This window comes from Marinobacter sp. tcs-11, from assembly GCF_002049515.1.
Lineage (GTDB): Bacteria > Pseudomonadota > Gammaproteobacteria > Pseudomonadales > Oleiphilaceae > Marinobacter > Marinobacter nauticus.
On the sequence record NZ_LLYU01000002.1, the window covers coordinates 91,528 to 108,888 of the forward strand.

19 protein-coding genes are annotated in these 17,361 nt (G+C 56.5%); 13 read left to right on the plus strand and 6 right to left on the minus strand.

Annotated features, from left to right (window positions below; genetic code table 11):
• Positions 1–43: 43 nt before the first annotated feature.
• The 9 genes from ARC85_RS03090 (at position 44) to sthA (ending at position 8,717) form a co-directional block, all read left to right on the plus strand.
• A complete protein-coding gene (locus ARC85_RS03090; RefSeq protein ID WP_286714272.1) occupies positions 44–1,390 on the plus strand; it encodes a Na(+)-translocating NADH-quinone reductase subunit A in 1,347 nt (448 codons plus the stop codon).
• 4 nt (positions 1,391–1,394) lie between these two features.
• Positions 1,395–2,603, plus strand: coding sequence for an NADH:ubiquinone reductase (Na(+)-transporting) subunit B (locus ARC85_RS03095; protein WP_273029794.1), 1,209 nt, complete (start codon positions 1,395–1,397; stop codon positions 2,601–2,603).
• Positions 2,596–3,399 (plus strand): Na(+)-translocating NADH-quinone reductase subunit C, encoded by an 804-nt coding sequence (locus ARC85_RS03100; protein ID WP_053112423.1) that lies wholly within the window; start codon positions 2,596–2,598, stop codon positions 3,397–3,399. Before ARC85_RS03095 ends, ARC85_RS03100 begins: the two co-directional genes overlap by 8 nt.
• A gap of 2 nt (positions 3,400–3,401) precedes the next feature.
• A complete protein-coding gene (locus ARC85_RS03105; protein WP_008175066.1) occupies positions 3,402–4,067 on the plus strand; it encodes an NADH:ubiquinone reductase (Na(+)-transporting) subunit D in 666 nt (221 codons plus the stop codon).
• Positions 4,067–4,675 (plus strand): NADH:ubiquinone reductase (Na(+)-transporting) subunit E, encoded by a 609-nt coding sequence (gene nqrE / locus ARC85_RS03110; protein WP_153740429.1) that lies wholly within the window; start codon positions 4,067–4,069, stop codon positions 4,673–4,675. The genes ARC85_RS03105 and nqrE overlap by 1 nt, the downstream gene beginning before the upstream one ends.
• A 37-nt stretch (positions 4,676–4,712) precedes the next feature.
• Entirely contained in the window at positions 4,713–5,939 is a 1,227-nt protein-coding gene (nqrF, locus tag ARC85_RS03115; RefSeq protein WP_011785400.1) for an NADH:ubiquinone reductase (Na(+)-transporting) subunit F, read from the plus strand.
• Between the two features lie 9 nt (positions 5,940–5,948).
• Complete coding sequence (locus tag ARC85_RS03120) at positions 5,949–6,998, plus strand: FAD:protein FMN transferase (RefSeq protein ID WP_011785399.1); 1,050 nt, start codon at positions 5,949–5,951, stop codon at positions 6,996–6,998.
• Between the two features lie 12 nt (positions 6,999–7,010).
• Positions 7,011–7,253, plus strand: coding sequence for a (Na+)-NQR maturation NqrM (gene nqrM / locus ARC85_RS03125; RefSeq protein ID WP_011785398.1), 243 nt, complete (start codon positions 7,011–7,013; stop codon positions 7,251–7,253).
• 72 nt (positions 7,254–7,325) lie between these two features.
• Positions 7,326–8,717, plus strand: a complete 1,392-nt coding sequence (gene sthA, locus ARC85_RS03130; RefSeq protein WP_011785397.1) for a Si-specific NAD(P)(+) transhydrogenase — start codon at positions 7,326–7,328, stop codon at positions 8,715–8,717.
• A 28-nt stretch (positions 8,718–8,745) separates the two neighbouring features.
• Here the strand turns inward: sthA and ARC85_RS03135 are convergent, their stop codons facing one another.
• The 5 genes from ARC85_RS03135 to dusA form a co-directional block, all read right to left on the minus strand.
• On the minus strand, positions 8,746–9,519 hold the full coding sequence (locus tag ARC85_RS03135; protein WP_199452208.1) for a glycerophosphodiester phosphodiesterase: 774 nt from the start codon (positions 9,517–9,519) through the stop codon (positions 8,746–8,748).
• Positions 9,516–10,643 (minus strand): 3-deoxy-7-phosphoheptulonate synthase, encoded by a 1,128-nt coding sequence (locus tag ARC85_RS03140; protein WP_199452207.1) that lies wholly within the window; start codon positions 10,641–10,643, stop codon positions 9,516–9,518. The genes ARC85_RS03135 and ARC85_RS03140 overlap by 4 nt, the downstream gene beginning before the upstream one ends.
• Positions 10,644–10,657: 14 nt before the next feature.
• Positions 10,658–11,107 (minus strand): tellurite resistance TerB family protein, encoded by a 450-nt coding sequence (locus tag ARC85_RS03145; RefSeq protein ID WP_153740423.1) that lies wholly within the window; start codon positions 11,105–11,107, stop codon positions 10,658–10,660.
• Positions 11,108–11,133: 26 nt separating this feature from the next.
• Positions 11,134–12,099, minus strand: coding sequence for a transaldolase (gene tal, locus ARC85_RS03150; RefSeq protein WP_153740422.1), 966 nt, complete (start codon positions 12,097–12,099; stop codon positions 11,134–11,136).
• Between the two features lie 117 nt (positions 12,100–12,216).
• Positions 12,217–13,230 (minus strand): tRNA dihydrouridine(20/20a) synthase DusA, encoded by a 1,014-nt coding sequence (dusA, locus tag ARC85_RS03155; RefSeq protein ID WP_286714273.1) that lies wholly within the window; start codon positions 13,228–13,230, stop codon positions 12,217–12,219.
• Positions 13,231–13,357: 127 nt separating this feature from the next.
• Between dusA and ARC85_RS03160 the strand changes: the two genes are divergently transcribed.
• The 3 genes from ARC85_RS03160 to ARC85_RS03170 are packed head-to-tail and all read left to right on the plus strand — an operon-like array spanning position 13,358 to position 15,488.
• The gene (locus ARC85_RS03160) at positions 13,358–14,890 is read left to right on the plus strand and encodes an intermembrane phospholipid transport YdbH family protein (protein ID WP_286714274.1); all 1,533 of its coding nucleotides are present in this window, start codon (positions 13,358–13,360) and stop codon (positions 14,888–14,890) included.
• On the plus strand, positions 14,887–15,102 hold the full coding sequence (locus ARC85_RS03165; protein WP_011785390.1) for a YnbE family lipoprotein: 216 nt from the start codon (positions 14,887–14,889) through the stop codon (positions 15,100–15,102). The genes ARC85_RS03160 and ARC85_RS03165 overlap by 4 nt, the downstream gene beginning before the upstream one ends.
• 41 nt (positions 15,103–15,143) lie before the next feature.
• Complete coding sequence (locus ARC85_RS03170; protein ID WP_286714275.1) at positions 15,144–15,488, plus strand: YdbL family probable chaperone protein; 345 nt, start codon at positions 15,144–15,146, stop codon at positions 15,486–15,488.
• Positions 15,489–15,491: 3 nt separating this feature from the next.
• On the opposite strand, the gene ARC85_RS03175 is transcribed toward ARC85_RS03170, so the two are convergent.
• A complete protein-coding gene (locus tag ARC85_RS03175; protein ID WP_206851568.1) occupies positions 15,492–16,124 on the minus strand; it encodes an HPP family protein in 633 nt (210 codons plus the stop codon).
• Between the two features lie 209 nt (positions 16,125–16,333).
• On the opposite strand from ARC85_RS03175, the gene ARC85_RS03180 reads away from it, so the two are divergent.
• Entirely contained in the window at positions 16,334–17,245 is a 912-nt protein-coding gene (locus ARC85_RS03180) for an ROK family protein (RefSeq protein ID WP_286714276.1), read from the plus strand.
• Positions 17,246–17,361: the final 116 nt, after the last annotated feature.

Below are 17,361 nucleotides of genomic sequence, written 5' to 3' on the forward strand. Positions count from 1 at the left end.
TTACAAATCCACAGAAACAGTTTCTGATGATTGGATGAGGCTAATGATCAAGATCAAAAAAGGCCTGGATCTTCCCATCAGCGGCGCTCCCGAACAGACCATTACAGATGGCAAGCCGATTCGCCACGTGGCATTGATCGGTTTTGACTATCACGGCATGAAGCCGACCATGGCTGTGAAAGAGGGAGACCGTGTCAAGCGCGGTACGCTGCTGTTCACGGACAAGAAGACCGAAGGCGTTCGTTATACTTCCCCCGCTGCAGGCGTGGTGAAAGAAATCAATCGCGGTGAGCGTCGCGTTTTCCAGTCTGTCGTGATCGAAATTGATGGCGACGATGCGGAAACCTATGCCCGCTACAGCGATTCCGACCTCGCCGGCCTGGAACGCCAGCAGGTGGTTGATAACCTGGTAGAGTCTGGCCTGTGGACAGCTTTCCGTACGCGCCCCTACAGCAAGGTTCCTGAAATCGATTCTGCGCCGAATTCGATTTTTGTATCCGTTATGGACACCAATCCGCTGGCGGCAGATCCCACCGTTATCATTGGCGAAAATAGCAAGGCTTTTGAAAAGGGCCTGACTATTATCTCTCGCCTCACCAACGGCAAAGTGTTTGTGACTGGCAAGCCCGGCTCTAACGTTGCCGTGCCCAAGGCTGACAATATTGAAGTGCATCAGTTTGATGGCGTGCATCCGGCAGGCAATGTCGGTACCCATATCCATCACCTGGATCCGGTGTCGGCCAGCAAGACTGTCTGGTCTATCAACTACCAGGACGTCATCGATATCGCCAAGCTGTTCGAAACCGGTGAAGTGCCGGTAGACCGCATTGTGGCGATTGCTGGCCCGAAAGCCTCCAAGCCCCGCCTGGTTCGTACCCGTCTGGGTGCCAGCCTGCAGGAGTTGCTGGACGGCGAAGTGGCGACTGACTGTCAGGTTCGTGCTATTTCCGGTTCTGTGTTTGGTGGCCGTCGCGGCGAAGGCCCCTGCGCCTACCTCGGCCGCTTTGCCAACCAGGTAAGCGTGCTGGAAGAGCAGAGCAAGCGTGAGTTCATGGGTTGGTTGTCTCCGGGCCCCAACAAGTTCTCGGTGCTGAATATCTATCTGTCCAAGCTTAACCCGGGCAAGCTGTTCAACTTTACCACCACCACCAATGGCAGTGAGCGAGCCATGGTGCCGGTAGGTGCGTATGAACAGGTTATGCCGCTGGATATCCTGCCAACCCAGCTGCTGCGCGCACTGATTGTGGGCGACACTGAAATGGCACAGAAACTGGGTGCCCTGGAGCTGGACGAAGAAGATCTGGCGCTGTGCACCTTCGTGTGCCCCGGCAAATATGAATACGGTCCGATTCTCCGCGAGAACCTGACCCGAATCGAAATCGAGGGCTAATACGATGGCAATCCGACAGTTTCTCGATGGAATCGAGCATCACTTTGAAAAAGGCGGCAAGTACGAGCGCTGGTACGCCCTGTACGAAGCCGTTGATACAATTTTCTACTCGCCTGCGAGCGTAACCAAGACCACCTCCCATGTGCGTGATGGCGTAGACCTCAAGCGCATCATGATCACTGTGTGGCTGTGTACCTTCCCGGCCATGTTCTTCGGTATGTGGAACATCGGTTTCCAGGCCAACAGCTTCCTGGCAGAAAATGCCGGCGCCCAGATTGCCGACGGCGGCCTGCGTGAAGCCTTCATTACCGCCCTGGCGGTAACCGGAGCCGGAGCCGGCCTTTGGGATAACTTCGTATATGGCCTGGCGTACTTTGTGCCCATCTACGCGGTTACCTTCATTGTGGGTGGTTTCTGGGAAGTCCTGTTTGCCACCGTGCGCAAGCACGAAGTGAACGAAGGCTTCTTTGTGACCTCCGTACTGTTTGCACTGATCTGCCCGCCCACCATCCCGCTGTGGCAGGTGGCCCTGGGTATCACCTTCGGTGTGGTGATCGGTAAGGAAGTGTTCGGCGGTACCGGCAAGAACTTCCTGAACCCGGCCCTGACCGGTCGTGCCTTCCTGTACTTCGCCTATCCGGCGCAGATTTCCGGCGACACCGTCTGGACTGCGGTTGACGGCTTCAGTGGCGCGACGGCGCTGAGCTGGGCCGCCAGTGGTGGTCTGGAAGCTCTGGAAGCTCAAATTGGCTGGATGAGCGCCTTCATGGGCACCATTCAGGGCTCGATGGGTGAGACCTCGACACTGGCCATTCTGATTGGTGGCCTGATCCTGTTGGGGATGAAGATTGCCTCCTATCGCATCGTCGGAGGTGTGTTGATCGGTATGATCGGCATGTCGCTGCTGCTAAACATCATAGGTTCCGAGACCAATCCGATGTTCGCGGTTCCGGCGCATTGGCATCTGGTCATGGGCGGGTTTGCCTTTGGCATGATGTTCATGGCGACGGATCCGGTGTCCGCCGCGATGACTGACACGGGTCGCTGGTGTTTCGGTATTCTGGTAGGCGTGATGACTGTGCTGATCCGCGTGATCAATCCGGCGTTCCCGGAAGGCATCATGCTTGCCATCCTGTTCGCAAACCTGTTCGGGCCATTGATGGACCATTACGTGGTTCAGGCCAACATCAAACGGAGGCTTGCTCGTGGCTAAAGCTAAAGAAACCGTCTCCCGCACGCTGATCGTTGCGCTGGTGCTGAGTATCGTGTTCTCTGTCGTGGTATCCACCGCGGCGGTCATGCTCAGACCTGCCCAGGTCAAGAATCAGCATCTTGATATGACAACGAACATTCTCTCTGCCGCAGGTATGCTGGATCAAGGCGATACTGCAGAGCAGATTTTGCAGAAATTCGAGAGTTTCGATGTTCGCCTGGTGGATTTGGATACTGGTAAATTTGTAAAGCCTTCCGCCGTTGGTGTTGCTGAGCCCATGAAATATGATATGTACAAGGCTGCCTCGGACCCTCAGTTGTCTACGGATATTCCTTCCTCGGAAGACAAGGCTGGCATCAAGCGCCGGCCGAATGTTGCCAGGGTGTATACGCTGAGCGAGAACGGAGAGCTAGTGCGTGTGGTACTGCCAATTCATGGTTATGGCCTCTGGTCTACATTGTATGGCTTCATTTCGCTGGAAGGTGATTTGAACACCATTGAAGGGCTTGGCTTTTACTCCCACGCCGAAACTCCGGGCCTCGGTGGGGAGGTAGACAATCCACGCTGGAAGTCGCAGTGGGTGGGGAAGAAAGTTTATGATGGTGATCGCACTGAACCGCAGATCAAACTGGTTAAAGGTGGCGTAAACGTTGATGCAAAAAAAAGGCAGCATAAAGTGGATGCTCTGTCCGGGGCAACGTTGACCAGTCGCGGCGTTGAGCAACTGGTTAACTACTGGATGGGCGACCGCGGATACGCGCCGTTCCTGCAAAAACTTCGTGAAGGGGAGGTCTGATCATGGCAGATGCATCAGCCAAACAGGTTCTCTTCGAACCGATCTTCAGCAATAACCCGATTGCCCTGCAGATCCTGGGGATCTGTTCAGCGCTGGCGGTTACCACCAGCATGAACGTTACACTTGTTATGTGCGCGGCGGTTATTGCCGTTACCGCATTTTCCAACCTGGCCGTGTCCCTGGTACGCACCCAGATTCCGGGCAGTATCCGGATCATCGTGCAGATGACCATTATCGCCTCCCTGGTAATCGTGGTTGACCAGGTGCTCAAGGCCTATGCCTACGAGATTTCCAAGCAGCTCTCAGTGTTCGTTGGTCTGATTATCACCAACTGCATCGTTATGGGCCGCGCGGAAGGCTTTGCCATGAAGAACGGCCCCTGGCTGAGCTTCCTGGACGGCGTTGGTAACGGTCTGGGCTACTCGGTACTCCTGATCTTCGTTGCCTTCTTCCGTGAATTGCTGGGCGCCGGCTCACTGTTCGGTGTCTCCCTGATGCCGGTGGTGAACGAAGGTGGCTGGTACATTCCTAACGGCTTGTTGCTGCTGCCGCCGAGTGCGTTCTTTATTATCGGCCTGGCGATCTGGGGTCTGCGGACCTGGAAGCCGGAGCAGGTTGAAGAGCCGGACTATAAAATGTCTCGCCATGTCGCCAAGGAGGCCTTCTGATGGAGCATTATATCAGCTTGATTCTGAAGGCTGTTTTTGTTGAAAACATGGCGCTGGCCTTCTTCCTGGGGATGTGTACCTTCCTGGCCATCTCCAAGAAGATCGAGGCCGCAACCGGTCTTGGCATTGCCGTGGTGGTCGTGCTGACGGTCACCGTTCCGGTGAACAACCTTCTGTACAACAGCGTTCTGCGCGAAGGCGCCCTGGATTGGGCTGGCCTGCCGAACGTAGACCTGAGCTTTCTCGGATTGCTGACGTATATCGGGGTAATCGCCGCGATCGTACAGATCATGGAAATGGTGCTGGATAAATACATTCCGGCCCTGTACGCGGCGCTGGGTGTGTTCCTGCCGCTGATTACGGTTAACTGCGCCATCCTTGGGGCGTCACTGTTCATGGTTGAGCGTGACTACACCTTTGGCGAGAGTTTGGTGTATGGCTTCGGCGCTGGCGTTGGCTGGGCTCTTGCCATCATTGCTCTGGCGGGTATCCGTGAAAAGCTCAAGTACAGCGATGTTCCGAACGGACTGCGTGGCCTTGGCATCACCTTCATTACCGTTGGTCTGATGTCACTGGGTTTCATGTCGTTCTCAGGCATCTCCCTGTAATTCACCCGGTGATTCGGTTTAACGAAAAGGCGAGACCATGAATACAGAAATTATTCTCGGCGTGGTCATGTTCACCGTTATCGTTCTGGCGCTGGTTGCGGTTATCCTCGCAGCCCGCTCCAAGCTGGTAAGCACCGGTGACGTGACCATTGAGATCAACGACGACCCCGAGCACACGCTCAAGACCGCCGCGGGCGGTAAGCTGCTGGGTACTCTGGCCAACAGCGGCATCTACCTGTCCTCTGCCTGTGGCGGTGGCGGTACCTGTGCCCAGTGCAAGTGCAAGGTTCTGGACGGCGGTGGCGCCATGCTGCCCACGGAAAAGACCCACTTCACTAATCGTGAAGAAAAAGAAGGCTGGCGCCTGTCTTGCCAGGTTCCTGTGAAGCAGGACATGAAGATTGAAGTGCCGGAAGAGTTCTTCGGTGTGAAGAAGTGGGAATGTGAGGTTATCTCCAACCACAACGTAGCTACTTTCATCAAGGAACTGGTACTGAAGTTGCCTGAAGGCGAGGAAGTAGACTTCCGCGCCGGCGGTTACGTGCAGCTGGAATGCCCTCCGTACGAAATCAACTTCAAGGATTTCGACATCGAGGAAGAGTTCCACGAGGACTGGGACAAGCACGATATCTGGCGCTACAAGGGCGTGAACAAGGAAGAAACCATCCGGGCCTATTCCATGGCGAACTACCCGGAAGAAAAAGGTCTTCTCAAGTTCAACATCCGTATCGCTACGCCGCCTCCTGGAACTGATCATCCGCCAGGTATCATGTCCACTTACGTGTTCAACCTGAAGCCGGGTGACAAGGTCACCGTCATGGGACCGTTTGGTGAGTTCTTCGCCAAGGATACCGATGCGGAAATGGTGTTTATCGGTGGTGGTGCCGGTATGGCGCCCATGCGCTCCCACATCTTCGACCAGCTCAAGCGCCTGAACTCCAAGCGCAAGATCAGCTTCTGGTACGGTGCGCGTAGCGTACGCGAAATGTTCTACGTGGAAGACTTCGACGGTCTGGCTGCAGAGAACGACAACTTCGAGTGGCACGTGGCGCTTTCAGACCCCCTGCCAACCGATGACTGGAACGGCCCTACGGGCTTTATCCACAACGTGTTGTACGAAAACTATCTGAAGGACCATCCGGCTCCGGAAGACTGTGAGTTCTACATGTGTGGACCCCCAATCATGAACGCGTCTGTGATCAAGATGTTGAAAGATCTTGGTGTAGAAGACGAGAACATCATGCTGGATGACTTCGGAGGTTAATCAGACCGCATGACATCCCGCATGTTTCGACCCGCCAGGGTAGCCGTGGTCAGCGTCTTTATGGCGCTGGCTCTGGCCACCCTGGCGGGTTGTTCGTTTCAGGAAGAAGAAAAAGTCTGGGAGATCTCTGGCGGGATTTTCGGGACGACCTATCACATTAACGTCGTATTGCCAGAAGATGAGCAACGGCTTCAGACTCTGGCCAAGGGCATTGAGAGCACGCTGGATCAGGTGGACAATGCCATGTCGACCTGGAAGCCGGATTCCGAGCTGTCTCAACTGAACAGTCTGCGGGACCAGTCGGAGTGGATTGAGCTTTCGCCGGCATTGTTCGAGGTTATCCGGCGGTCAGTCGAGATTGCTGAACTGACGGGTGGGGCGTTCGACGTGACCATTGGCCCGGTAGTGAATCTCTGGGGGTTTGGGCCCAAGGCGCGGCCTGAACAGATACCCTCCGACGATGAACTGAACACCGTACTTGGTGGCACCGGTTGGGAGCACCTGGAGTTCGATGAATTGGCCAGTGCCATTCGCAGCGAGAAGCCCCAGTACATTGATCTGTCGGGTATTGCCAAGGGCTATGGCGTGGATGCGGTGGCCCGTTACCTCGACAGTGAAGGTGTTGGCGCTTACCTTGTGGAAGTGGGCGGCGAAGTGCGTACCAATGGACGCAAGCCGGACGGTACCGCCTGGCGTCTGGCTATTGAGCAACCGATAGAGCAGGGCCGGGCAGTAAATAGTGTGGTGGCGCTGGATGCTCAGGCCATGGCGACGTCCGGCGATTATCGTAACTATTACGAATCGAACGGCCAGCGGTACTCCCATACAATAGACCCTGAGACGGGAAAGCCGATTGGTCATCGACTGGCATCGGTTACGGTTATTGCAGAAGACTGTATGACGGCAGATGCCTTGGCAACCGGCTTTAATGTGATGGGTTTTGACAAGGCCATGGGCCTGGCAACCCGTGAAAACATTCCCGCTTTTTTTATTGTGAGGGGAGACAACGGCTTTGAAACCCACCAAACACCGGCGTTCTCGTCTTACCTTGTCCAGTAAAGGAGGGCAGTAATGGGTACCTTTCTTTTGGTGTTGTTTATTGTGGTGCTGCTGATTGCCGGTATGTCGATCGGTGTGATTTTCGGTCGAAAGCCGATCAGCGGAACCTGCGGTGGTATTGGCGCTCTGGGAATCAGTACTTCCTGTGAGATTTGCGGGGGCAATACCCAGAAATGCGAAGAGAGCCGGAGCGGCTCGGATGAGCCAGTAAAAGCGGAAGACCTGGCATACGATGCCACCAAGGCCGACAAATAACCGCTCCAGGCCAACAATACATTAATAACTATAGCTACGCTTTCAGAGTGTAGATAAGGAGTCAGTGCGCGCATGGCAGAGCATCATTACGACGTGGTGGTTATTGGCGCCGGTCCTTCGGGAGAAGGGGCGGCAATGAATGCGGCGAAGCACAACAGGCGCGTCGCCATCATTGAAGACAAGCCTACGGTTGGCGGTAACTGCACCCACTGGGGCACCATTCCGTCCAAGGCACTGCGTCACTCGGTCAAGCAGATCATCACCTTCAACACCAACCAGATGTTCCGGGACATTGGTGAACCGCGCTGGTTCTCTTTTCCGCGGGTATTGCAGAACGCCCAGAAGGTGATTGGCAAACAGGTGAAGCTGCGCACTCAGTTCTATTCCCGTAACCGGGTAGACCTTATCAACGGCCGTGCCGCATTTGTCGACAAGCACCGGTTGGAAATCCGTGGCAACAAGTCTGTGGAAACCATCCATTTCAAACAGGCCATCATTGCCACCGGTTCCCGCCCGTACCTGCCGCCCGATGTCGACTTCCGTCATCATCGGATCTACAACTCAGACTCCATTCTGAATCTGTCCCACACCCCGCGTACCCTGATTATCTACGGTGCCGGTGTCATTGGGTCGGAATACGCCTCTATCTTTGCTGGACTGGGTGTGAAGGTAGACCTGATCAACCCGGGCAGTCGCTTGCTGTCGTTCCTGGATGATGAAATTTCCGATGCCCTGAGTTACCACCTGCGTAACAACGGTGTATTGGTTCGCCACAATGAGCAGTATGAATCCGTGAAAGGTGACGATCACGGCGTTGTACTGTCACTGCAATCCGGCAAGAAGATTCGGGCCGATGCCTTCCTGTGGTGTAATGGCCGTAGCGGCAATACCGAGAATCTGGGGCTTGAGAACGTGGGCCTGACACCGAACAGCCGGGGCCAGCTGGCGGTAGACGAGCATTACCGCACGGAAGTCGAGCATATCTATGCTGCCGGCGATGTGATTGGCTGGCCAAGCCTGGCCAGTGCCGCCTACGACCAGGGGCGGGCGGCCTCGTCTGACATTACCCAGGACGAGTATTTCCGCTTTGTGGACGACGTGCCTACCGGCATTTATACCATTCCGGAAATCAGCTCTGTTGGTAAAACCGAGCGCGAACTGACCGAAGCCAAAGTGCCATACGATGTCGGCCAGGCGTTCTTCAAGGATCTGGCGAGGGCGCAGATTACCGGCGAAGCCGTGGGCATGCTGAAGATTCTGTTCCACCGGGAGACCCGGGAAATTCTGGGGATACACTGCTTTGGTGACCAGGCCGCCGAGATTGTTCACATCGGCCAGGCCATCATGAACCAGGAAGGGGAAGCCAATTCCCTGAACTACTTTATCAACACCACCTTCAACTACCCGACCATGGCGGAAGCCTATCGGGTAGCTGCCCTGAACGGCCTGAACCGAATCTTCTGATCAGACCGTTGCCCACCAGAGCCCTGCTTCAGGCGGGCTCTGGTGAGATTTCCCGTATCGGCAGGTTCAACACCGCCTTGGCCCGGTTGTCGAAAAACATACGGGTGCTGGTGGGGTAATCGGTGATAATACTGTCGACCCCCATCTCTTCCAGAAGCAGCATGTCGTGGATACGGTTAACCGTCCAGGTAGAGACATGCATATTCCGCCGATGTGCCGTCTCGACCATGCCTTTGGTCAGTATTTTCCAGTTCACACAGAAATATTCGCAGCCCAGCCGGGTGGCCAGGTTCAGTGGCTTGGGAAACTTGCGCTCGGCTACCAGGCCGATGCGTATGTTTTTGTCGCGCCGCCGGATTTCTCGCAGAAACCAGGGATCGGAAGAGGTGATGGCGGCCGTCTGGTACAAATCCCGGCGCTGGATGATCTCGGTCAGGCGATTGCACAGGATGTTCAGCCTGTGCCGTGTATCCTTTTTCACTTCCAGTTGAAGGTGCTCAATGTCATCAAACTGATTGAGCAGATTCTCCAGCGAGGGAATGCCGGTTTTCCGGGACCATGAGCTGGTATTGCGGCGCGCATCCATCTCGGCCAGTTCGGCGGCGGTATACTTGCCGACACTGCCTTTCTGGCCGGTGGTGCGGTCCACGGTCAGATCGTGCACCAGCACAGGAATGCCGTCTTTAGACAGCACCAGATCCAGCTCAAAATGCCGGATACCATGCCGGTGGGCATGGATGAAGCCAGGCATGGTGTTTTCTGGAGCCTCTCCTTTGGCTCCACGGTGACCATAAACGATCATTCTGCTGTAGTTTCCCTGAGGCGTTGGTAGATGGCCTGGCGTTTCTTCCAGGTCTCGTGGCACAGGCGAATATCTTCCAGGTAGGCCGGTAATTCGTTCATCAGAAGCGCCTGAGGGCCGTCTACCAGAGCTTTCTCCGGTTTCGGGTGGAAGTCCACCAGCACCATGTTTGCACCGGCAACGACGCCCTGTGCGGTTGCGTGCATCACATCAAGAATACCATCCGGTGACTGGTCCCGGCTGCCCACGGAGTGGGACGGATCCACACACACCGGCATGCGGGTCAGGCGTTTGACCGCAGGCACATGGGCAAAGTCCACCATATTGCGGTGGGGCAGGCCGGCCTCGGTTTTCATACCGCGTAAACAGAAAATGACGTTGGCGTTGCCCTCGCTGGCCAGATACTCGGCTGCATTCAGGGATTCGTTCAGGGTGATACCGAAACCACGCTTGAGGAGCACCGGATAGGTGCTCTGCCGGCCAATGGCCTTGAGCAGTTCGAAGTTCTGGGTGTTTCGGGTGCCTACCTGCAACATCACGCCGGTTGGCCGCCCGAGTTTTTCCAGGCAGGTGTCAATTTCCTCGATATGGCTTTCATGGGTGATTTCCATGGCAATCACCTTGATGCCATGCTTGCCTGCTTTCTCGAACACCCAGGGTAGACAGCCCTTGCCGTGGCCCTGGAAGGAGTAAGGGTTGGTGCGCGGCTTGTAGGCCCCCATTCGGGTACATACCTCTCCGTTGTCTTCCAGCGCCTGCAGCATCATTTCCACATGCTCAGGCACATCCACCGCGCAAAGGCCGGCGAAAATGTTCAGGTTGTTCTGGCTGAACTCCACGCCGTTATAGGTGAACCCGCTCTGGCGTTTGTCATCCTTGTGGCGGCCAAGAATGCGGTAATCCTCGGAGATCCGGATGGCACGCTCCACCGCCGGCAGGGCTTCAATTTCTGCCTTTTCCAGGGATTTGGTGTCGCCAAGCAGGTAGATTTCGGTCAGTCGCTGGCTGGCACCCTGAATTTCGTGTACCCGGATACTGACGCCCGGAAGGTTTTCCAGGTATTCCATGGTCTGGCGATAGGCTTCACTATCGAGCGCGGTGTTGGGGTGAAGAATGGCTAACATGGAATCTCCTTGAATCAGGATGCGGATTCTTCCGCCCGGTGACGGGCCTGCATGAACTCGCGATGATTAAGATGCAGCAGGTCTGCCATTCGGCGAATAAGGTGTTCCTCGTATTTGTCGATACGGCCGTCGGCAAAGGCTACCCGCCAGATGCTCTCCAACAGGGACTGCTTCTGTTGCTGATCCAGATGATCGTTAATCTGCCCGGTAAACTGATACAACGACGTGGCGTCCTCGGCGTGGGCCAGGGCATCGTTCAGGATTTCCTCAGCCTCTTCCCGGGTAATCTGATGAGCCTTAACCGCGCAGTCCACAATGGTCTTAAGTTCTCGCTCATCTTCCTGGTTATCCACCCGTGACAGCTGCACCATCAAGGCAGTGGCCGCCACGGCCAGCTGGTGTGCATCCGGCTTGACCGGTTCCGACTCGGCAACGGAAAACAGTTTCTTCAGGCGTTCGATCATGGTCAGTTACTTTGTTTCAACAAATGTCAGGCCGCCTGCGCGAGCTGGCGAACCCGGTGCTCCAGTTCGATCTGGTCTGCCGCAAAACGGCGAATGCCATCAGCCAGCTTCTCGGTGGCCATGGCGTCTTCGTTGGATTCCCAGCGGAACTGCTTCTCGTTAATCTGCCCCGGCTTGTCGGGCGAGGAAGCCGTCTCCGGGTTGAGTTTCCTGGCCAGAGTGCCCTGATCATCCTTGAGCTCCTGCAGCAGTGCCGGACTGATGGTGAGCCGGTCGCAGCCGGCCAGCATCTCGATTTCGCCGGTGTTGCGGAAGCTGGCACCCATTACCACCGTATTAAAGCCATTGGCCTTGTAGTAATTGTAGATGCGTGAAACCGAAAGTACGCCAGGATCTTCCTCGGCCGGATAGCTGTCGCGCCCGGAGCTGGCCAGGTGCCAGTCGAGGATACGGCCCACGAACGGTGAAATCAGATGGGCGCCGGCCTGGGCACACGCCACTGCTTGCACAAAAGAGAAAAGCAGCGTCAGGTTGCAGCGGATGCCTTCCTTCTCAAGCTGCTCTGCTGCACGGATACCCTCCCAGGTGGAGGCAATCTTGATCAGAACACGGTTAGTGTCCACGCCCTGGCGGTCGTAAAAGTCCACCAGGCGGCGGGCACGCTCCAGAGTGGCGGAGGTGTCGAAGGACAACCGGGCATCTACCTCGGTGGAGACCACGCCCGGAATCAGCCCGAGAATTTCCTTGCCAGCCAGCACTGCCAACATGTCGGTTGCGACCGTAAGTTGTTCGGCATCCGAGCCACCGTGCTTGGCCGCATAGGCCACGGCCTTTTCCAGCATGGGGCGATACGCCTCTGAGGCCGCGGCCTTCAGCAGCAGGGAAGGGTTGGTGGTGGCGTCTTCCGGGCGCCACTGCCGGATAGCATCAATATCGCCGGTGTCGGCCACAACCGTGGTCATGGTTTTAAGCTGTTCGAGTTTGCTGTTCATTCGTCCTGTCATCCCGATGGTTCGGTGTTATCCGGGCATTCATCCACAATGCCCTTTTAACTCCTACAATAACGGCAGCTTACGACAGTAACAAGACAACAAAAGGTATGGTGGCGATCAGGTTTCCAAACTGGGTTCCGGTTCTCTGACTTTCGCCAGCGCCTGTTCGACCACTTCCAGCCCGGAGCCGGGTTTGTTGGCATTCTCACTCAGATGACGGCGGAACTGCCGTCCCCCCGGCTGCCCCAGGAACAGGCCCATGATATGGCGGGTAATGTGGGTGAGGTACGCGCCCCGGTCCAGCTCCTGCTGAATGAACGGGAACATGGCCCGGAGGGCCTCATGGCGGCTGGTAACGGCCGGTGGCTCACCAAATAGTTCAGTGTCTACCTCGGCCAGCAACCAGGGATTGTGGTAGGCCTCTCGCCCCAGCATCACGCCATCGGTGTGGGCCAGATGCTCATGGCAGTCCTCGAAGGTTTTGATGCCGCCATTGATGATAATCTCCAGGTGCGGATAGGCCTGTTTCAGGCGATACACCCAGTCGTATTTGAGCGGCGGAATGTCCCGGTTTTCCTTCGGGCTCAAGCCTTCAAGAACGGCAATACGGGCATGCACAATGAATGTCTTGCAGCCGGCTGCGGCCACGGTTTCAATAAACTCGCACAGCTCGTCCCAGGATTCCCGGCCGTTGATACCAATGCGGTGCTTTACCGTAACCGGAAGGTCGGTGGCCTCAATCATTGCGGCCACGCCCTCTGCTACCTTGTCTGGATGGCCCATCAGACAGGCGCCGATCATGTTGTTCTGCACCCGGTCGCTGGGGCAACCCACGTTCAGGTTAACCTCGCTGAACCCGAACTGTTGCGCCAGCCGCGCGCAATGGGCCAGCTCGTTAGCATCGCTGCCGCCCAGCTGAAGCGCCAGCGGATACTCTGAAGCATCGTGGCGCAGAAACCGCTCTGTATCGCCATGGATGAGCGCACCTGTGGTAACCATTTCGGTATAAAGCAGAGCCCGCCTGCTGAGGATGCGGGCCAGGTAACGAAAGTGCGGGGTTGTCCAGTCCATCATGGGGGCGACGCAGAACCGGCGGGACAGGGCCTTGGTGGTGGCTTGTTCAGAAGTCATCGTATTCCGGATACAGAAAAATTCGGAGTGGAGTCTAACACGAAATATGATCAGCCCTGCCTCCGTAGTATCCTAAATCCGGCTCTCTATACCTGCATGGAGTAATCCAATTTATCGGAACGACTGGATGATACTGCCACCGCCAAGATCCCCAGCCAGCTTCTTTCGGGCCCTCTGGTTCTGTTTGGTTGCTGTGGTGGCTGGTGCCCTGACACTCTCTCAGGCAAATGCCACGCCATGGACGTTCTCGCTCCAGCAAGGTCGGATGGACCTGGCGCTGCCTGACTATGAAATCGCCGGCTGGAAAGCGACGGGCATTCACGCAGATATCGTCAATTCCGTTGAAGCAAGTAACAAGCAGGTCGGCGTTACCTTCCGCCCGGGGTCCCGGCTGACATTAGCCCGCATTGCCCGGCAATCCGGAAGCACCCCCGCAGAGTTAATTGATGTTCAGCTGGATCTCGCGGATACCGAAGTAAGCGTTGATCTTGGCGCCCCGGGTGCTATGCCGGAACGCACCCGCATCTCCGGAAATGTGCGCATCGACGTAGCGGAAATCCGCCACCCGAGCCTGAAGCCCCAACGCTGGTGGTTTCAGGGCAAGGCGAGCGGAACGCTGGCAGATCTGGAGCTTGAAGGGACGCTGAATGCCAACTCCGGCCTGACAGCCAATCTCGTCTTGCGTAGCGGGTCGGAGAGCAACTTTACAGCCGACATCCGCGCGGCCATGGCAGCGCAGAACGCGGGAGAGGCGCTTGCGGCCACGCTCCTGAACTGGCCGGAATTGCTGTCGCTGGAAAACGGTGAACTGACACTTCAGGCAAATCTCAGGTTGAATTCCAATGAACCACTGGCGGCTGATGCCTGGTTGGATCTTAAGGATGTGTCCGGGGTAATGGACCGTACGGCGCTCACCAACCTGAGTGGGCGCCTGTTGTTTGCCCTGGAAGCGGACACACTAACCACCGCACTGCGAGACATCCGGATAGGCGAAGTCGATTCCGGAATCGGCATTGGGCCGATTCAGCTCCTGGCGGATTACGAAGCCAACCTGGCTGCGCCGCTCAGGGGGCAGCTTGCCGTTCAGCAGGCGACAGCCGAGTTTCTGGGTGGCCGGCTTCGCGTAGCGCCGCGCACTGTGGACCTCTCGAATCGTCCCTGGCATGTTCCCATTGATGTCTATGATCTTTCTCTGGAACGACTGCTGCAGGTGTATCCGGCAGAGGGCTTCTCCGGCACTGGCTCATTAACGGGCAGGATTCCGGTCGCGGTGACCGACGCTGGTGTGCGAGTAGACCAGGGCGCACTAAGGGCGGTATTGCCGGGTGGCAAACTTATCATGCCGGCAGAAAGCCTGCAGGCCATGTTGGGCAGCAGCGATGCCATGGAGCTGGTGGTGCAAGCTTTGCAAAACTTTCACTATTCGGTGCTGGAGAGCACGATAGACTACGATGAAGAGGGCAAGCTGGCACTCGGCCTGAGGCTGGAAGGTGAAAATCCGGATCTTCGTGGCAGGCAGCCGGTTGTGCTCAACATCAATCTTGAAGAGGATATCCCCGCCCTGTTAACCAGCCTTCAGCTGAGTGGCAGGGTGAACGAAGCCGTGACCGAAAGGGTTCGGGAACGGCTACAAAAATCCGGGCAGGAGGCAGTGCCATGACAAACCTATGGCGTTGGTGCCGGCCACTGGCGGCCAGAACATTCCTGGTTTTAATGTTGCCGCTGGCGCTATTTGCGTGCACACCCACTGTGCAGATGGCGGCACCAAAAGAACCGATTACCGTCAACCTGAACGTAAAGATTCAGCATGAAATCTACGTGAAGGTGGACAAAGAAGTGGACGAGCTGTTCAGCGAACAGGGGCTGTTCTGAGCGAGACCGGGCAATGCCAACGGCTGATCAAGGGGTTGAATATGAAACGACTGATACAACTGGGCGCCTTTGTATTGGCACTCGCCATAGCAATACCGGCGCTGGCCATGGGGCTGGAAGAAGCGAAACAGAAACTGGACACCGTCAAACAGCAGGGCCTGGTAGGGGAAACACCAACCGGCTACCTGGATGTAGTGCGCGCAGAGGGCGATGCCCAGGCCGTGGTGAAAGCCATTAATCAGGCTCGCCGGGACGAATACACCCGTATCGCCGAAAAACACGACATTCCGGTGACACAGGTTGAAACCGTGGCCGGTCAGAAAGCCATTGAAAAAACGCCCGCAGGTCAGTTTGTGTTGATCAACGGCAAATGGGTGAAGAAGTAAGTCTCAATCGGCCGCTGGGGCCTGCTGCCGAATGGGAGCGGAACCCGTGCTGGCCGACCAGAGCGGATAGGGAATACCTGCCAGCCGGTTCATCACAAAGGCATGGGCCAACAGCAACGCCACTCCCGCCATGAGCACTGGCAACTGCGCCGGGTTGGGCATCAGGCCCAGGGAAACGATCAGTGCCGTGGCACCGGCCGGAGGGTGAGCCACCCGAAACACCACCATCAGGCAGCTGGTAAGCCCCAGCGATAAAGCCGCCGCACCCACCCTGGGCAGATCAACACCCGTCATGAACGCCGACGCCTGCCCCTGCAGCCCGAAAACATACAGAGCCAGCAAGCCCATCAGGGCGCCGATCAGGTGACCGCAGAGTGTGTTTCTGGGAGACGCCGGTTGCGCCATGGGCACATAGAACAGAATAAAAGCCGTGGCACCGAGGGAGGGGAAAATGAAAGCCTCCTGCGTAACCAACGCCACAAACGACACCAAAGCAATACTGAACCCGCCATTAACCAGGTTGAACACCGCCATCACCGTGGTACGGCTGTACTTGCTCGCCAGGCGCTCCAGGTGCAGCGCCTGGACCAGTCCTTTGGCCAGTTGCCAGCGGAGTTGTTCGTTCCTGCGTCCCATACTGCCTGTTTATGCCCTGAATTGGTGCGTTAAAGGGTGCGGGATGATAAGCACTGACGAATATCAAGGCAAACAGGGATTTTCGATAATGGTTAATAGCTGTATGAATAACCCACGCTTTTGTCAGAAAGAAAACGCATAAAAATACCGGGTTCCCTTTCCGCTCATAACACCGTATTTTCTGGGAAACTGTTGAAAAAGAGTGCGGCATGGGAAGTAACTGGCTGATAGGCATTGATCTGGGTGGCACCAAAACCGAAGTCATCCTGATGGACCGGCAAAGCCAGGAGCATTACCGCCAACGGGTACCAACCAGCGTCGGCAACTATCAAGCCACCCTGCAAACCATCCACGCCCTGGTACAAAAGGCCGAAGCCCACGCCGGCACCACCGGCATACCCGTGGGCATAGGCATCCCCGGCAGCGTTTCGGGCAAAACCGGCCGCATTAAAAACGCCAACTCCATCTGGCTGAACGGCCAGCCCATGCTGCAACACCTTCGTGAACTCCTGCAACGGCCCGTAACCCTGACCAACGATGCTAACTGCCTGGCGCTTTCCGAAGCCACAGACGGAGCAGGGCGTAACCACCACACGGTATTCGCCGCCATACTGGGCACTGGGTGCGGCGCCGGCATCAGCGTGAACGGCCAGCTGCTGACCGGCCCCAACGGTGTAGCCGGCGAATGGGGCCATAACCAGCTACCCTGGACACCGGAAACTGAACTGCAACAGCGCCCCTGCTTTTGTGGCCGGTACGGCTGCAATGAGACCTTTCTTTCCGGAACCGGGCTGTCACTCACTCACAAACTGCGCACCGGACAGCAACTGCCCGCTCACATCATTGTTGAAAACGCCCGAAATGGCGATTCGCAAGCCACCGAAACCCTGCAGCAATACCTGGAGCACCTGGCCCGGGGCCTGGCCGCCGTTATCAACGTGCTGGACCCGGACATCATCGTGCTGGGTGGCGGCATGAGTAATGCGGAACAGATCTATCGGGAACTGCCGGGAAGGCTGTCCAGCTATGTGTTTGGTGGTGAGTGTGATACGCCTGTGGCCAGAGCTCTCCATGGGGATTCCAGTGGGGTTAGAGGGGCGGCTTGGTTGGCTAACGTCTGATTGATCGTAATGGCTTTGTATTTACTCAATTTTTCGGAAGTCCTTGGATATCGGAACGCCTGAGGCTAAGGTTTCTTCAAGAATTCGTTAGCAACCAAGTAATGATGGCGGTCTTA

What these genes read in the sequence shown, in the direction of transcription:
- ARC85_RS03140 (WP_199452207.1), bottom strand. Translation starts at nt 10,643, where the DNA reads ATGTTAGCCATTCTTCACCCCAACACCGCGCTCGATAGTGAAGCCTAT.
- dusA (WP_286714273.1), bottom strand. Translation starts at nt 13,230, where the DNA reads ATGACTTCTGAACAAGCCACCACCAAGGCCCTGTCCCGCCGGTTCTGC.
- nqrM (WP_011785398.1), top strand. Translation starts at nt 7,011, where the DNA reads ATGGGTACCTTTCTTTTGGTGTTGTTTATTGTGGTGCTGCTGATTGCC.
- nqrE (WP_153740429.1), top strand. Translation starts at nt 4,067, where the DNA reads ATGGAGCATTATATCAGCTTGATTCTGAAGGCTGTTTTTGTTGAAAAC.
- ARC85_RS03170 (WP_286714275.1), top strand. Translation starts at nt 15,144, where the DNA reads ATGAAACGACTGATACAACTGGGCGCCTTTGTATTGGCACTCGCCATA.
- ARC85_RS03165 (WP_011785390.1), top strand. Translation starts at nt 14,887, where the DNA reads ATGACAAACCTATGGCGTTGGTGCCGGCCACTGGCGGCCAGAACATTC.
- ARC85_RS03090 (WP_286714272.1), top strand. Translation starts at nt 44, where the DNA reads ATGATCAAGATCAAAAAAGGCCTGGATCTTCCCATCAGCGGCGCTCCC.
- ARC85_RS03135 (WP_199452208.1), bottom strand. Translation starts at nt 9,519, where the DNA reads ATGATCGTTTATGGTCACCGTGGAGCCAAAGGAGAGGCTCCAGAAAAC.
- ARC85_RS03105 (WP_008175066.1), top strand. Translation starts at nt 3,402, where the DNA reads ATGGCAGATGCATCAGCCAAACAGGTTCTCTTCGAACCGATCTTCAGC.
- nqrF (WP_011785400.1), top strand. Translation starts at nt 4,713, where the DNA reads ATGAATACAGAAATTATTCTCGGCGTGGTCATGTTCACCGTTATCGTT.
- ARC85_RS03175 (WP_206851568.1), bottom strand. Translation starts at nt 16,124, where the DNA reads ATGGGACGCAGGAACGAACAACTCCGCTGGCAACTGGCCAAAGGACTG.
- ARC85_RS03160 (WP_286714274.1), top strand. Translation starts at nt 13,358, where the DNA reads ATGATACTGCCACCGCCAAGATCCCCAGCCAGCTTCTTTCGGGCCCTC.
- ARC85_RS03180 (WP_286714276.1), top strand. Translation starts at nt 16,334, where the DNA reads ATGGGAAGTAACTGGCTGATAGGCATTGATCTGGGTGGCACCAAAACC.
- sthA (WP_011785397.1), top strand. Translation starts at nt 7,326, where the DNA reads ATGGCAGAGCATCATTACGACGTGGTGGTTATTGGCGCCGGTCCTTCG.
- ARC85_RS03145 (WP_153740423.1), bottom strand. Translation starts at nt 11,107, where the DNA reads ATGATCGAACGCCTGAAGAAACTGTTTTCCGTTGCCGAGTCGGAACCG.
- ARC85_RS03095 (WP_273029794.1), top strand. Translation starts at nt 1,395, where the DNA reads ATGGCAATCCGACAGTTTCTCGATGGAATCGAGCATCACTTTGAAAAA.
- tal (WP_153740422.1), bottom strand. Translation starts at nt 12,099, where the DNA reads ATGAACAGCAAACTCGAACAGCTTAAAACCATGACCACGGTTGTGGCC.
- ARC85_RS03120 (WP_011785399.1), top strand. Translation starts at nt 5,949, where the DNA reads ATGACATCCCGCATGTTTCGACCCGCCAGGGTAGCCGTGGTCAGCGTC.